The organism is Agrobacterium sp. CCNWLW155 (assembly GCF_036888815.1).
GTDB classification, from domain to species: domain Bacteria; phylum Pseudomonadota; class Alphaproteobacteria; order Rhizobiales; family Rhizobiaceae; genus Agrobacterium; species Agrobacterium radiobacter.
Window position 1 is genome coordinate 342,484 of the sequence record NZ_JBAKFW010000001.1, and the last position, 15,114, is coordinate 357,597.

Annotated in this window: 15 protein-coding genes; 2 read left to right on the forward strand and 13 right to left on the reverse strand. The window is 59.8% G+C overall.

Annotated elements, in window-relative coordinates; all coding sequences use genetic code 11:
• Positions 1 to 6: 6 nt before the first annotated feature.
• The 6 genes from V6S97_RS01755 to uppC form a co-directional block, all read right to left on the reverse strand.
• The gene (locus V6S97_RS01755; protein ID WP_099085481.1) at positions 7 to 651 is read right to left on the reverse strand and encodes a hypothetical protein; all 645 of its coding nucleotides are present in this window, start codon (positions 649 to 651) and stop codon (positions 7 to 9) included.
• A gap of 172 nt (positions 652 to 823) precedes the next feature.
• A complete protein-coding gene (locus tag V6S97_RS01760) occupies positions 824 to 973 on the reverse strand; it encodes a hypothetical protein (RefSeq protein ID WP_003496532.1) in 150 nt (49 codons plus the stop codon).
• A 78-nt stretch (positions 974 to 1,051) separates the two neighbouring features.
• A complete protein-coding gene (uppF, locus tag V6S97_RS01765) occupies positions 1,052 to 2,293 on the reverse strand; it encodes a polysaccharide biosynthesis O-antigen ligase family protein UppF (RefSeq protein WP_080866082.1) in 1,242 nt (413 codons plus the stop codon).
• Complete coding sequence (gene uppE, locus V6S97_RS01770; protein WP_111792366.1) at positions 2,290 to 3,843, reverse strand: polysaccharide biosynthesis glycosyltransferase UppE; 1,554 nt, start codon at positions 3,841 to 3,843, stop codon at positions 2,290 to 2,292. The genes uppF and uppE overlap by 4 nt, the downstream gene beginning before the upstream one ends.
• 221 nt (positions 3,844 to 4,064) lie before the next feature.
• On the reverse strand, positions 4,065 to 5,207 hold the full coding sequence (uppD, locus tag V6S97_RS01775) for a polysaccharide biosynthesis type 4 glycosyltransferase UppD (protein WP_020810813.1): 1,143 nt from the start codon (positions 5,205 to 5,207) through the stop codon (positions 4,065 to 4,067).
• A gap of 16 nt (positions 5,208 to 5,223) precedes the next feature.
• Positions 5,224 to 5,796 (reverse strand): polysaccharide export protein UppC, encoded by a 573-nt coding sequence (uppC, locus tag V6S97_RS01780; protein WP_020012300.1) that lies wholly within the window; start codon positions 5,794 to 5,796, stop codon positions 5,224 to 5,226.
• A 210-nt stretch (positions 5,797 to 6,006) separates the two neighbouring features.
• Here uppC and uppB point away from each other — a divergent pair, with 210 nt between their 5' ends.
• Positions 6,007 to 8,274, forward strand: a complete 2,268-nt coding sequence (uppB, locus tag V6S97_RS01785; protein WP_334425984.1) for a polysaccharide biosynthesis protein UppB — start codon at positions 6,007 to 6,009, stop codon at positions 8,272 to 8,274.
• 7 nt (positions 8,275 to 8,281) lie between these two features.
• Here the strand turns inward: uppB and uppA are convergent, their stop codons facing one another.
• Both uppA and V6S97_RS01795 read right to left on the reverse strand, forming a co-directional pair.
• Positions 8,282 to 9,508 (reverse strand): polysaccharide biosynthesis GNAT family N-acetyltransferase UppA, encoded by a 1,227-nt coding sequence (gene uppA / locus V6S97_RS01790; RefSeq protein ID WP_111793913.1) that lies wholly within the window; start codon positions 9,506 to 9,508, stop codon positions 8,282 to 8,284.
• A gap of 97 nt (positions 9,509 to 9,605) precedes the next feature.
• Positions 9,606 to 9,818, reverse strand: coding sequence for a DUF2842 domain-containing protein (locus V6S97_RS01795; protein ID WP_003502315.1), 213 nt, complete (start codon positions 9,816 to 9,818; stop codon positions 9,606 to 9,608).
• 142 nt (positions 9,819 to 9,960) lie between these two features.
• Here V6S97_RS01795 and V6S97_RS01800 point away from each other — a divergent pair, with 142 nt between their 5' ends.
• A complete protein-coding gene (locus V6S97_RS01800) occupies positions 9,961 to 11,064 on the forward strand; it encodes a COX15/CtaA family protein (protein ID WP_035212501.1) in 1,104 nt (367 codons plus the stop codon).
• A gap of 105 nt (positions 11,065 to 11,169) precedes the next feature.
• On the opposite strand, the gene V6S97_RS01805 is transcribed toward V6S97_RS01800, so the two are convergent.
• The 5 genes from V6S97_RS01805 to rplM all read right to left on the reverse strand — a co-directional run bounded on the left by V6S97_RS01805 (position 11,170) and on the right by rplM (position 15,043).
• A complete protein-coding gene (locus tag V6S97_RS01805) occupies positions 11,170 to 12,015 on the reverse strand; it encodes an aminoglycoside phosphotransferase family protein (protein ID WP_112277763.1) in 846 nt (281 codons plus the stop codon).
• Between the two features lie 7 nt (positions 12,016 to 12,022).
• Positions 12,023 to 12,955 (reverse strand): N-acetyl-gamma-glutamyl-phosphate reductase, encoded by a 933-nt coding sequence (argC, locus tag V6S97_RS01810; protein ID WP_003502330.1) that lies wholly within the window; start codon positions 12,953 to 12,955, stop codon positions 12,023 to 12,025.
• 70 nt (positions 12,956 to 13,025) lie between these two features.
• Positions 13,026 to 13,979 carry an agmatinase gene (speB, locus tag V6S97_RS01815; protein ID WP_334425987.1) on the reverse strand — a complete coding sequence of 318 codons (954 nt, stop codon included), beginning with the start codon at positions 13,977 to 13,979 and terminating at the stop codon, positions 13,026 to 13,028.
• A 129-nt stretch (positions 13,980 to 14,108) separates the two neighbouring features.
• The gene (gene rpsI, locus V6S97_RS01820) at positions 14,109 to 14,576 is read right to left on the reverse strand and encodes a 30S ribosomal protein S9 (protein WP_003496509.1); all 468 of its coding nucleotides are present in this window, start codon (positions 14,574 to 14,576) and stop codon (positions 14,109 to 14,111) included.
• 2 nt (positions 14,577 to 14,578) lie between these two features.
• Positions 14,579 to 15,043, reverse strand: coding sequence for a 50S ribosomal protein L13 (gene rplM / locus V6S97_RS01825; protein ID WP_003502335.1), 465 nt, complete (start codon positions 15,041 to 15,043; stop codon positions 14,579 to 14,581).
• Positions 15,044 to 15,114: the final 71 nt, after the last annotated feature.

Here is a 15,114-nt window from a genome sequence, read left to right on the forward strand (position 1 = left end):
CTGGCTTTATACGGTCAGGGTGCCGTTTTTCGCCTGTGGCCAGGTGAGATAATAATAACGGCTGCCGACGCTGCCGAAAAACGCGTTGTCGCCGGAAACAGTGTCGACATAGGCGCCGGTCTCGCTTCTGGCATAAGCCGAGCCGTCGCGTTTGAGATGGTCTTTCAGAAAGTCGCTCCATCCCGTCGTGGTGATCTCCGTCGTCGGCTTGGAGGTGGTTTTTGTATCGGAGGCCACGTCCCACGCCTTGATTTGGGCGCCCTCGGCGGGATCGGAGACCGTCAGCGTGCCTGTTGTCAAAGCCTCCAGCATGGCCTTGGCCTGCGAAGCCTTGTCCGGGTCCCTGGTCAGTTCTTCCAGCATCTCCTTCAGCTCCTTCATGAAATCGGCCTTGCTAATATCGCCGGAAGAAAGCTGCGTATCGGTATCGTCGGTCTGCGTGTCTTCGCTCGAGGTCTGGGAATATTGCGCCAGAAGCTGGGTGAGGCGCGTATTGGTGGAAGAAGATGAGGTGTCGAGCCCGTAGGAATCGATGAGAGCCGCCCGCGTCGAGGAGGATGTGGCAGGGGAATTGTCTTCCTGCTCCTTGATGGCCTTGAGGGCGAGCCTGGTGGCGGTGAGGCGTGTGGACAGGTCGATGGAGGAGACCATTGCGCTAGCTGTTTCCTTGATCGGGCGATACGGATCATTCGTACCGAACCGGCGCAGCGGGCATCGATCCCGCCTTTCGTCCTCTCTCATAAGAAGACCGGGTACATCCCGGCCGTGTTCGGCGTGGGATGCACCCGGTCTTAATGGCCGGACTTTGCGCGACGCTTGCGGATCAATTCTCCTGAACGGAAACGCCGTTCGGGCCGATATTCATCTCGATCCCCTTCGGCTTGCTTTCCTCGTGCCAGACATAAGCCCCAAGGCCAACAAGGACCACCAGGAGTGCGCCGATGATGAGATAGAGATTATTGGTCTGCGTCATAAGATGTCTCCCCGTTTGACAGTCAGAATCGGGGGCTAAACTCATGAAATGGCGTAAGGTTCCGTAAGGTGAAGCGTTTTAGGCGGCCCGCGCGCGGCGGCGCAGGCTTTCGCGCTTCTCAAGCGCCATGCATCCCCACAATATGCCCAGCAGCAGGAAGAAATGCCGCCAGTGGTCGGTATCAATGACGGCGCCGATCATTACGTGTCCGACGAAGGTCACCCAGGAAATGATCAGGAACGGCTGCCACGGGCGTGGCCGCAGCAGATGCCTGAAACCTGCGGCAATGGTCCAGCAGATCAGGACCAGATAGATGACGAAACCGAACCAGCCATGCGTGGTCAGGCTCTTCAGCCAGATATTATGTTCGGCGGCGGGGAAGATATTGTCGAACACCATGGGGCCGATGCCGAGCGGGTGTTCCATGGCGAGCAGGAAGCCGAGATAGTGGCGTGCAAAACGCCCGAGATGGCCGCCATCATAAGATTGCACCGCCGAAGCGCGGCTGGAGAATAGATCCGCCACCTGCTTGAACTGCAGCGCGATGATGACCGCCGCAACCATCAGCCCGGCGGCGACGAGAAACAGCACGAGGATTTTCAGACGAAACGCAGCCGTCCGTTCCTTCAGCAGCATGACGAAGACGAGGAGGATGGTGGCGAACAGAAACAGGCCCCAGGCCGCGCGCGAGAACGACAGGAACACGCCAAGCGACAGGATGAGCAGCCCGGCGATCCGCCAGGGCGCATGCATCGCCTTGCCGGTGAGAAGGCCGTAGATCAGGTAAAGCGAGGGCGTCACCAGAAAGGGACCGAAGACGTTCGGGTCCTGAAAGGCGCCTTTTGCGCGGTCGTAAAGAGTGAAGACCTCAAAACCCGGAATGGCGTGGAAATATCCGATGATGCCGAGCAGCGCTGTGATCAGCGCTGCCGTAAGCCAGGCCCGGAAAATCAAAAGCAGCCGCTGGTACTTGTCCTCCACGATCGCCGCATAAAAAACCGAGGTCAGCGCCAGGAAGGTCGAGACGGCGAGATAGAGCGGTCCCTCATCCAGATCGGCCATGGTGGTGAGCGAAAGATAACCGCCGACATTAAAGGCAAGCAGCAGGCACAGAAGCAGGACGACGGTGCGCGAAAGGCGAAGGCCAAGCAGGAACCACACGGCCACCTGTCCTACCATCATCAATTCATAAGGGGCCGGTTCGGAGATGACGAAGCCGGAAAGGAACACGCCGAAGGCGATGAAGAACGATCCGATGAGCCGCATGGTGGCCAACGGTGCGTCGAAATTCGCCGCGTGCTGGTAACCGGTGTGGGTCAATAGGCGTTTTCCGATTTGAGCAGCCGTATCGGCGTGAGGAACAGGATCTTCAGATCGAGGAACAGTGACCAGTTCTCAATGTAATAGAGATCATATTCGGTGCGGAACTTGATCTTGTCGCCGTGGTCGATCTCGCCGCGCCAGCCGTTGATCTGCGCCCAGCCGGTAACGCCGGGCTTCACCTTGTGGCGCGCGAAATAATGCTCCACCACCTCGGTATATTTCAGATCGCCCGTCTGGGCATGAACGGCGTGCGGGCGCGGCCCAACCAGCGAAAGATCGCCATAGAGAACGTTGAAGAGCTGCGGCAGCTCGTCCATCGAGGATTTGCGCAGGAAGCGGCCGACGGGTGTGACGCGGGGGTCGTTCTTCGTCACGGCCTTTTTGGCGGTCGGGTCGCTGAGTTCCGTATACATGGAACGGAACTTCCAGACGTTGATCGTTTCGTTGTTGAAGCCGTGGCGCTTCTGCTTGAAGAGAACAGGGCCTTTCGAGGTCGTTTTCACCGCAATTCCCGCCCCCAGCATCACCGGCCACAAAATGGCGATACCGATGAGGCTGAAAGTAATGTCGAACACCCGTTTCGCCACCGAATCCCAGTCACGGATCGGCTTGTCGAACACATCGAGCATCGGCACCTTGCCCACATGGGAATAGGCGCGGGGACGGAAACGCAATTTATTGGCATGCGCCGCGATGCGGATATCGACTGGCAGTATCCAGAGCTTGTGCAGGAGCTGGAGAATGCGCGCCTCGGCACTGAGCGGCAGGGCGATGATCAGCATGTCAAGCTTCGTCAGACGGGCAAACTCCACCAGTTCAGCAAAGGTGCCAAGTTTGGGATAACCGGCGACAACTTCGGGAGAGCGGGCGCTTTTCCGGTCGTCAAAGATACCGCAGATGCGGATATCGTTATCGGATTGCTGCTCCAGCGAGCGGATAAGGTCCTTAGCGGTATCGCCACCGCCGACGATGACGGCGCGGCGCTCCATGACGCCGTTGCGGCCCCAGTGGCGAATGGCAAAACCGAGGATCAGTCGACCGGCGAAGATCACGATCGCACCCGTTGCGTACCAGATGCCGAAGGCTTGCCAGGAGTGCAGCGCATCGGGAAAGAAGAGGAGAAGGAAACAGCCAATTCCCACGAAGGAGAGACAGACGGCGCCCTGGATGCGGGCGAACATCTTCAGCGGCGTGCGCAGTGTCGGAAGCTGATAACAATCACCCGCCTGCAGAAGAAAGACGCAGAGCGCCGCCCCCAGCACGCCACCGCCGAACACCGCCAGAAATGTTTCGAGACCGCGATCGGCTGCGATGCCGTTGACGATGGCGGCGATGACCACGAGCATCGTGAATTCGAGAAGCCGCAATTGCCCGATCACCATATTGGGCGAATGATTGCCGGCGCGAAGCTGGTTGGCGATCTGCCGAGCAAGCGGATTGAGAACGACGGGTTCGGATGCGGAGGATTCTCCGGTTTGACGCTCGGAGATTTTCTTGCGCAATGACGCCAGATCGAATTGCAGTCTGTCCTTGTCAGTCTTGGTCATTGCTTTGGTCCGCACCCTCCAGCGCATCGACCTGAAAACCGCACAGATTTTCAACCGGAACGATACGCAACCTCAAAGTGGTAGAGCGCCCTTTGTGCATCCGGGTGGATGGCCGCGCTCTACGAGCAGAAAACTAGCCGAAACATGCTAAGAAACGTTTATGATCAGTTTCTACAGGACGGCTGGAATATACAATTAAAAATCGTGTTTTTAAAATAACTTTAGCTCGTCAGCAGGTCGCGATAGAGCTTCATCATCTCATCGGCCATAACAGGGGTTGAAAATTTCGCCTTGAAGCTGTCGGGGTGCGGCATGACCCGCTGCGCCCAGTCGGCATCCTCGGCATCCTTGACCATGATCCGCGCCAGCGCATCGGCATCGCCGGCCGGGACGAGCGCCTCGCTGTCTTCTCCGAGGATTTCGGGAATGCCGCCGACATGCGAGGCAATGACCGTCTTTCCCGCCGCAAGCGCTTCCAGCACGATATAGGGCATGGCTTCGGCGCGCGAAGGCACCACCACCGTCGTCGCCAGTTCGAAAGCCTGTCTGGCGGGCATGGCCGCATGCATGGAAATCCGCCGGGAAAGCCCGGCCTTGTCGATCATCGCGGCATATTTGTCCCTGTCCGGTCCATCGCCGACGATCACGCCGGACATGGGCTGGCCGAGGCTGCGTTCCATTTTCGCGAATGCCCTGATGAAGACATCCGGTCCCTTGAGATCACGGAGCATGCCGATGTAGAGGAAACGGGCCGTATCATCGCGGGCGGGGACGGTTTCGAACTCGCTTTCCTGCACGCCGTTATAAATCATCGCGGTGTGGGTGCGCGGCTTGCCGACCTTGGCTTCGTAAGTCGTCTGCTCGAAATTGCAGACGAAACAGAGCGCATCGGTGAAATGCTCCTGAAACCGCTCCAGCCGCAGGAAGAGCTGCCCCTTCAGGCTGTTTCTGGCATAATGCAGGCTGCCGCCATGCGGGGAATAGAGGCGGGCTACGCGATACCTGTTCGCCCGCAGGAGTGAGCCGATCAGCCGGGCAAGAGCGCCACCCTTGGCGCTGTGCCCGTGCAGAATGTCCGGCCGCAAACTTTTGATGTGCTTGTAGGATTTCCACAGCGCCATGAGGTCGCCGGGGCTGATGGACCGCCGGATGGGCAGGCGGGTGAGGCCAAGTTCCAGCATCGGGGTGATCTGTGCGAAAAGCCGTTCCTCATGCGCACCGCCGGTGGAACTGTCGCAGACGATGCCAACCTTGTGGCCCTGTTTGACATGTTCCTCGATAAGGTCGCGCACATGGCGGAAAACGCCGCCCACCGGGGAGCGGAAGCAGTGAATGATGCGCAGGGGTGGGCGGTCATCCGACACGTTCGCCGCTCCGTTTTCAGAAGAAGCGTTCGCGTACATAGACGGTATCACCCGCCAGAATGGGCGCGGTAATCCCGATCCGGCCGGTCATCACCTCGGCATTGATCTTGCGGGTGATGTCGACATCGGCCTGGTTGGCGCGCGGGGTGAAGCCGCCGGCAATGGCGATGGCGTTTTGCACCGTCATACCAGGCACATAGGAATATTGGCCGGGACGACCGACTTCGCCCATGATGAAGACGGGGCGATAACGGTCAATTTCGATGGTCACGTCGGGATCGCGCAGATAGCCCTGGCGCAGCTTGGCGGCGATGGCCGCTTCGAGCTGCGGCAGCGTCTTGCCGCGGGCAGGAACCTGGCCGACCAGCGGGAAGGCGACATAGCCGGCCTGATCGACCGTATAGGTATTGGTCAGCCCGGCCTGCTCGAAGACGTTGATGCGCAGCCTGTCGCCGCTATCGACATGATAGGGTTGCAGGGCGGTCTCATTGAAGGACCTCGGCGCGGGTTGATATGCCGCGCAGCCGGAAAGGGCCGTCAGAACGGCAAGCGTCAGTGCGGTGACATGTCGTGATCCGGCGAGCGGCATCTGATCTGGCTCCGAGTCGATCTTTGATCATTCTTATCGTTCTGTTAGGGTTAATGTGCGGTAAACAACCCGGGCGAGCGATGGTAATATCAGCTTTATTTCGTCGGATTCTCCGAGATTAACTGTTGTGTTACCGGCAAGACTTAAGCTTCGCGAAAATTGGCCATCTATATTTGAGCGCCCGAGGTTTGTCTCGGTTACGGAGCCTGCATGAACGGCGATCGCATTGACGACAGGGATGTGGATATCGATCTTGCGCAGCTTGTCGCAGCCATATGGCAGCGCAAGGGACGGATCGCGGCGATCACGCTTCTGGCCGGAGGCTCCGCCTTCGTGATATCAAGCATGATGTCGTCCGCCTACAAGGGCGAGGCGCGCGTGCTCATCGAATCCCGCACCGCCTCCTTCGGCGCTTCGCAGCAGTCCAATGCGCCCGCCGAGCCCGTGCTCGATGAATTGACCGTTTCCAGCCAGGTGCAGATACTGCAGTCGGTCGATCTCATCAAGCAGGTCGCCAAAGACATGAAGCTCTATGAGCTGGATGAGTTCGATCCCGAAGCCCATCCTTCGCTCATTTCGCAGCTGCTGGTCGCCGTCGGCGTCAAGAAGGACCCGCTTCAGGTGCTGCCCGAAGAACGGGTGCTAAAGGCCTTCCGGGAGAAGCTGCAGGTCTATCAGGTCGAAAGCTCGCGCGTCATCACCGTCGAGTTCTCTTCGCAGGACCCCAAGCTTGCCGCCGCCATCCCCAATGAGATGATGAAGGCCTATATCGCCCTGCAGAGCGGCGCGAAACTGGATACAAGCACGGAAGCGGCGCGCTGGCTGGAACCGGAAATCGCCAGTCTGCGCGAAAAGGTGCGCGACGCCGACAGGAAGGTCGCAGATTACCGCGCTTCGTCCGATCTTCTCTCGGCGGGGCAGGGCGAAACCCTCGCCACCCGCCAGCTCAGCGATATCTCCACCGAACTTGGCCGTATCCGCGGAGAGCGCGCCAATGCGGAGGCGCGGGCGGAAGGCGTGCGCAACGCGCTTGCTACCGGCCGTCCGCTTGATACTTTCCCCGATGTCGTCGGTTCCCCGACGATCCAGAGGCTGAAGGAAAACGAAACCACGATCCGCAGCCAGATTTCCGATCTCTCGTCTTCAATGCTGGAAGGCCATCCGCGCATCCGGGCGCTGCGCAACCAGCTCGACGGCATACAGCGGCAGATTCAGGAGGAAACCCGCAAGGTGCTGGCAAGTCTCGAAAACGAGGCCAATGTTTCGCGTCTGCGGGAACGGCAGCTGATCCAGCAACTGAACATGCTGAAATCGGAAAGCGTGCGTGCGGGTGAACAGCAGGTCGGCCTCAACGATCTGGAGCGGGAAGCTTCGGCGCAGAGGCAACTTCTGGAAACCTATCTTGCTCGTTATCGGGAAGCGACGTCGCGCGCCGGCTCGGTGGATTCCACGCCGGCCGATGCGCGTGTCATTTCGACGGCGGTGGAGCCGCGCGAACCCTATTTCCCGAAGACCGGCGCCATTACCATCGTCGTTACTCTGGTGGCCTTTCTGCTGTCCTGCATCGTGGTCATGCTGGTGGAGCTTTTCACCGGCCGGGCCTTGAAGCCGATGGGCCGGAAGCAGGTTCCACCGCTCTCCGATCCGCCTTCCCCTACACGTGCTCCAGCCGATCAGGACAAGGCAACGGATGTGCCGGAACAGCCTGTTGCCGTGCACCATGAGACCATACCGTCTGCTGCGCGGGCCATGCCGGTTGCGGCATACCAGCCCGCTGCCGAAGAGGAGAAACGGCACCTGCCGGCTGTAGCCGCTGCCGCCACGCTGGCCCCGCCGGTGGAAGCTGTCGCGGCTGCGAAGGAAGAGGCAGTGGAAGAGGACGTTGACACTTCTGACGATTTCTCGATCGATGCTGTCGCAAGTTTCCTGGCCAGCCGTCTTGCCAAACCGGTTGCCGCCATTGTATCTCCGGCTGGTGATAGCGGTTCGACAACGACCGTCATGCTGGCGCGCGCTTTGTCCGAGATGGGCCGTTCGGTCGTTCTCGTTGACATGACGGCGTCTGCCTGTCCGACGCGGCTGATGGCGCCGGAAGCCGGGCTTCCCGGTGTCATGGACCTTCTGGCGGGTGCGGCCGCCTTCGGTGAAACCATTCACAGTGACCGCCTGTCCGACGCCCATATCGTGCCGCGCGGCAATGCGCAGCCGCGCGAGGCCATGCGCGCGATAGATCGCCTGACGATGATCCTCGGCGCGCTCTCCGACGCCTATGATACGGTTCTCGTCGAATGCGGCGCGGTGCAGATTTCGAGCCTTGGGAAAATGCTGCGCAACCTGCCGGCGGAAATCATCGTCTCGGTTCCCGGCAAGGATAGCGAACTTCTGGAAAAGACGCTCGGTGAACTGGTTGCCCAAGGCTATGAACAGGCATTGCCGATGACCGGTATGCGCAAGCCGGACCGTCTGAGCGCGGCGTGATCTGCGCTCAGTCGGCAGCGGTGTCCGTCTTCGGCCGTCCGGCACGAAAACGCTGAATCAACGCATAAAGCGCCGGATTGGATTTGATCAGGCTCTTCGTCCGGGCAATGGCGACATAGACCGAGGCCGCTGCGCGACCCTTCAATGTCACCGGTAGGAATATATCGTGCTGCACGGTGAAAAGCGGGCACCAGCTGCGCTTGTAGAGTTGGTCGCCCACGCCGAAATCGAAGATCGCCGCCTTCTCGCGACACGCCCTTTCGATCATCAGCCAGAACAGCAATTCGCCGGGGCTGAGTTCCGAAACGGACTCGTCGATCGAGCCGAACTGGCAGATGATGTGATCCTGCTTGCGCGAAAGGCCGGCTATCGCGGCAATGACGCCCTCGTTTTCCCCATGCAGGCGAATGGCATGCAGTTCCAGCAGGCTGCCTGTGCCCGTCTCGGGAAAATTGGCGAGATCGTAGAAGAAATCCTTCACAGATTGATTGCGAAAGACATCCGGAATGCCCTGCGAGGCGAAACGGGCGGCCTTCTGGCGGAAAAACGCCTGCAACAATTCGCATCTTTCCTGTGGCGAACGCGCGATCACATGGCTGTAACCGCCCATTTCCTCGGCCCTTCGGCTCTGGATGCGGAATTTCTTCCGTCGCCTCTTGGCATTGACCTGCCGAAGCGTGGCCTCGAAGCTCTCGAGCAGGGGAAGCTGGAAGGCCGGATTCTGGTTTTCGACGGAAGCAAGATGCGAGAGGGGATTGGTCCTGCCGCGCCACGTTAGCGGTATGTTCTGCAAAGCCAGAATATCGGCCCGGCCATGCAGCAGCTTCCGCGCCTCGCGGGCAATTGCCGCCGCGATTTCCTGTCCGGCCTGTTCGGCAAAGGAGGGGTCGAAAAGCCCCGTATTGATATTGTTGAAACGGCCGCCGGGAAAACGTGCCTTGCGGATGCCGCCTTCCAGCACGATTTCGAGCGGCAGCAGGAAGATCGTCTTGCCGCCCTGCCGGCCGCGAAGTGTCAGGAGCGCGCTGTCCTGCGTTTGCGCCCAGATGGAGCACCAGCCAAAACCCTGATGCAGCGAATTGAGTGGGTCGCCTTCCAGCTGCTCCCAGTCGGAGCGGATGGTTGCGGCGTCATCGACGAGATCGATCAACAGACGATCAGCACTCCGCCGCTCGTTTTGCACGGCGGTCGGCGCTTGCTTGTCGCTGATAAAGACCGGCCCCTCAGCCGCCATCCACTCTCTCCGGTTGTTTCGGTCGGACTATATCGTTCAGCGGCAAACAATCGGTTTATAATATTGCGACCTGTGGATGTTATACAACGGCTGGCGCTCAGCCCTGTTTTTTAGGTCCGGCCATCCATTTGATGATCAGCATCGCCGGCAAAATCCACAAAATTCCGGTGAACACGAAATAAGCGAGATGCACCCACCAGGGCGATTGCGCCAGAGTCGCCGATGCAATGGCCGTCGCCACCACGGCGTAAACGACGACGAGGCAGATGATGACGACGGTGCCGATGAGCGATCTGAGGCGAGGATGCATGAAATCTTCCGTGATTGAACAGCTGTTGCGACTATACCGCCGCGACCGCATGCCGCAAACCCTGAGGTCTTGTTTTGTGGTGCCGGTTGGGGCTAATCAACATGACTGTATGAGGGAGACCTGAAAGATGCGTTCGAGCGGCATGACGATGGCAAATGGTTCTGCGGAAATGGTGGTGGAGGCTGCCCTGCAGAAACAGGAGAAGGACCGCCGCCTGCTGCGCATCTGGCTGCGCGTCGTGCTTTTCACGCTCGTCTGTCTGGTCCTCGTCGGCGGCGCCACGCGGCTTACCGAATCCGGCCTGTCGATTACCGAATGGAAGCCGATCCATGGCGCCATCCCGCCGCTTTCCGTTGCTGAATGGGAAGAAGAGTTCCAGCTCTACAAGCGCATTCCCCAATATCAGGAAATCAACAAGGGCATGTCGCTTGACGAGTTCAAGACGATTTTCTGGTGGGAATGGGCGCATCGCCTGCTTGCCCGCACCATCGGCATCATCTTCGCACTGCCGCTCGCCTTCTTCTGGCTGACCGGCCGCATCGAAAAGCGTCTGCGCCTGCCGCTGGTCGGCCTTCTGGCGCTTGGCGGCTTTCAGGGCTTCATCGGCTGGTGGATGGTATCGTCAGGCCTCGTCAACCGCACGGATGTCTCGCAATATCGCCTTGCCACGCATCTGACCATCGCCTGCCTCATCTTCGCGGGCTGCATGTGGATATTGCGCGGCCTGTCGCATCATTCGCCCGACGCCGCCGACGAAAAGACGGGCAGGGGCTTTGCTGCGTTGCTGACGGTGCTCTGTCTGTTCCAGATCTATCTCGGCGCATTGGTTGCGGGGCTGAATGCCGGCCTTTCCTATAATACCTGGCCGCTGATGGACGGCTCGCTGGTGCCGGGCGATCTCTTCCTGCAACAGCCCTGGTGGATCAACCTCTTCGAAAACCCCAAGACGGTGCAGTTCATCCACCGCCTCGGCGCCTATACGCTGTTTGCCGCCACGCTGTGGCATATGGTGTCGATGGCGCGCGCGCTGCCGAATACGCCACACGCCCGCCGCGCCGTACTGTTCTTCGTGCTGGTTTCCATTCAGGCGGCGCTCGGCATCACCACGCTTTTGATGCATGTGGATATTCATGTCGCGCTTGCTCATCAGGGCATGGCGCTGATCGTGCTTGGTTTTTCCGTCGCCCACTGGCGCGGGTTCATCGGCGAATATCCTGCGCCGGTTTCGGTCGAAATCAGGGACTAGAGTATGCAGGTTCATTCTGAACCTGCATACTCTAGATTCTTTTGTTTTCGTTTGTCTTTTCGGGAAAACCGGGTTCCACTTTTCCCTGACAAACTCTGAGCCTGCTCAGAACTGTTTCAGGACGGCCTTGATGGTTGCCGCGACGGCGAGTTCGTTATCGCGCTCTTCCGCATTCTCGTCCTCTTCGTGCCACGTGGCCGAAAGGCAGCCATAGGCGAAGGCATATTGCAGCAACAGCCGTTCATCCCGTTGCAGCGTCTTCGCGAAAATCGCCGCCATGGAGGCGATGCGCGCCTCGCTACGGGTGAGGTCGAAACGGTCCAGCGGATTGGAGAACATGTTGGCGACGTCGAATGCCGCATCGCCGATCAGGCCTGACGGGTCGATGATGATCCAGCCGCGTTCACTGCGCATGATGTTCTCATGGTGCAGATCGCCGTGCAGCGGCTTGATATCCCGCTGCTTGCCGATCAGTTCCTGCGCAAGCGTGGCCGCCTCGATATAGGGGCTTTCCACGCCGTCAGTGCGGTCCTGTTCGGCCTTGCGGAACAGGCTTTCGAAATAGAGCGGCAGCGTCAGCAGGCTTGAGGGCGGCGTCTGCTGCGATGGCTGATGATATTCCAGCAGAACGTTAGCGGCGATTTCCGTGGTGGCATCGTCGTCACCGTCGCGGAACAGCACATCGCGCAGCGTCTCGCTTCCGGCATGCTCCATCAGCAGAATGTCGTCCGAGCGGTCGAGCAGCTCCACGCAGCCGACACCTGCGCGCCATGCGATGAAATCCGCACCGCGAAGGCTGTCTTTCAGCACTTTCTTTTTCAGGACCTTGGCAACGGCAAGGGAACCGTCCTTGCGCGTCAGTTCGTAAACGATGCCGGCTGGTGTATCGGCGATGCGTTTTGCGGCCTCGATATTCCACGAGGCCGGAAAAGATGGCGTGGTGCTGTTCATGCAAGTCTCATGCGGAAAGCATCAGTTCCATGTTCTGGACGGCCGCGCCAGACGCACCCTTTCCGAGATTGTCGAGCAGCGCGACGAGATTGATATGCTCGCCGCCCGGCGTGCCGAAAACGAAGAGCTTCATCGTGTCCTTGCCCGCCAGTTCTTCGGCGTCAATGCGCGCGAGGCCCTTGCTTTCGGCCAGCGGCACGACGCTGACGATGTCCTGTCCCGCGTAGTGGGCGCTCAGCGCCGCATGGATCGTTTCGATGGTCGCGCCTTCCTTCAGGTCAGCGGCAAACAGCGGCACCTGCACGATCATGCCCTGCGGGAAACGACCGACGGAGGGCGAAAACAGCGGTGCACGGTCGAGCTGACCGTGAATGGTCATCTCCGGCACATGCTTGTGCTTGAGCGTCAGGCCATAAAGGAAATTATTGGCGCTGATTGAGTCATCGCGGCTCTGGTCTTCCATCTGTGCGATCATCTGCTTGCCGCCGCCGGTGTAGCCGGAAACCGCATTGACGCTGACCGGATAACCGTCCGGCAGGAGGCCTGCGGCGCGCAGCGGGCGCAGAAGGGCGATCGCGCCGGTCGGGTAGCAGCCCGGATTGGCGACGAGGCGGGCGGAACGAACCTTTTCGCCCTGTTCCTTATCCATTTCGGCAAAGCCATAAGCCCAGTCCTGATGGACGCGATAGGCGGTCGAGGTATCGATGATACGGACATTATTGTTGCCGGCCACCATGGAGACGGCTTCTTTCGAGGCATCGTCGGGCAGGCAGAGGATCGAAATGTCGGCGTTGTTGAGCATGTCCTCGCGCATCGCCGCATTGCGGCGCTCGGCTTCGGGTATGGACAGCAGCTCGATATCGCGGCGACCGGCAAGGCGCGTGCGGATCTGCAGACCCGTGGTGCCGTGTTCGCCATCGATGAAGATCTTCGCTGTCATGTCCTTGTCCTGACTTTTCAAAGGGTTGCGAGGGTATTCGGAATCAGTTCGGTAAGCGCCGTTTTCTTTGTCAGCCGGCCTTCGCCAGCCGTTCGGCACGCAGGCCAAGCATATACATTGCAACGGTGGCTCCGGCAATGGCGGTAATATCAGCATGGTCGTAAGCGGGGGCGACTTCCACGACATCGGAACCGCGAATATCCAGCTGGCCAAGCCCGCGCAGAACGGAGAGAATTTTCGCACTGGTCGGCCCGCCGGCGACAGGCGTGCCGGTTCCCGGCGCAAAGGCTGGATCGAGGCAATCGATATCGAAGGTCAGATAGGTGGGCATGCCGGCCGTGTGCTTGACGATCAGCGAGGCGATATCACTCGCCCGCATTTCCTCCACCTCGTAACCATGGAGAATGCGAATGCCAAAATCGTCAGGCGCATGGGTGCGGATGCCGATCTGGATCGAACGGTCGGGATCGATCAGGCCATCGCGCACGGCGCGCGCCACGAAGGAGCCGTGGTCGATGCGCTTGCCGTCATCGAACCAGGTGTCCTGGTGCGCATCGAGCTGCACCAGCGCCAGCGGCCCATGCTTGGCGACATGCGCCTTCAGAAGCGGCCAGGTAATGAAATGATCGCCGCCGAGCGTCAGCAGATAATCCGTCTTGGAGATGATCCGGCGCGCTTCCTTTTCGATCGTATCAGGCGTTTTCCAGTGGTTGCCATAGTCGAGCAGACAGTCGCCGTAATCGATGGTGGGCATATGGGCGAAGAGATCGCGCGCGAAGGGATATTGCGGGTCGTTGTCGAAAATCGCCGAAGCCCGGCGGATCGCCTGCGGCCCGAAGCGCGCGCCCGGCCGGTTGGAGGTTGCTGCATCGAAGGGAATGCCCCAGATGGCAGTCGATACGCCCTTGAGGTTCTTTGTATATTTGCGCCGCATGAAGGAGAGCGCACCCGCGTGGGTCGGGTCGGTGGCGGCAGATGTCAGCGTCGTGGCGGAAAAGGCATGGTCGATTGTTTTGGCCGGCATATGTCACCCCATCGCGTTTTGCGCTGAAGGTGCTGTCTTCCCGCCGAAAAAACAAGGGAGGAGACATGAAAAAAGGCGGAGCCGAAGCCCCGCCTTTCGAAGTTCTGAACGAACCGTTCCGAGAAGCGATTAGCGCTTGGAGAACTGGAACGAACGGCGGGCCTTGGCCTTACCGTACTTCTTACGCTCGACAACGCGGCTGTCGCGGGTCAGGAAGCCACCCTTCTTCAGAACGGAGCGCAGGCCCGGTTCGAAGTAGGTGAGCGCCTTGGAAACACCGTGACGTACGGCGCCGGCCTGGCCGGAAAGACCGCCGCCTGCAACCGTTGCAATGATGTCGAACTGACCGGAGCGGGCAGCTGCGACCAGCGGCTGCTGGAGGATCATCTGCAGAACCGGACGTGCGAAATACGTGGTGAAATCGCGGCCGTTGATGATGATCTTGCCAGAACCGGCCTTCACCCATACGCGGGCTACGGCGTTCTTGCGCTTGCCGGTCGCGTAGGAGCGGCCGAGGGTATCAACCTTGCGGACGTGCACGGGAGCCGAAGCTTCCGATGCCGGGGCGAGGTCTTTCAGAGAGGAAAGATCGGCCATTATCAGGCGCTCCTTACGTTCTTCTTGTTAAGCGCGGCCACGTCGAGAACGGTGGGCTGCTGTGCTTCGTGCGGATGGTTCGAGCCGGCGTAAACGCGCAGGTTCTTCATCTGGCGACGGCCGAGCGGGCCGCGCGGGATCATGCGCTCGATGGCCTTTTCAACGACGCGCTCCGGGAAGCGGCCTTCGATGATCTGGCGAGCCGTACGCTCCTTGATGCCACCCGGGTGACCGGTGTGCCAGTAGTACTTCTTGTCGGAGTACTTGTTGCCGGTGAAGGCAACCTTTTCAGCGTTGATAACGATGACGTTGTCGCCATCATCAACGTGGGGGGTGTAGGTAGCCTTGTGCTTGCCGCGCAGGCGGGTTGCAACGATGGTGGCGAGGCGACCAACAACGAGGCCTTCGGCGTCGATGATGACCCACTTCTTCTCCACCTCAGCGGGCTTCTGAACGAAAGTAGACATAGATTTCACTTTCTAACGTGGACCCGTCATCCTCTTCATGAAAGAGCATACGGGCGTTTCTTGTTGCTTGG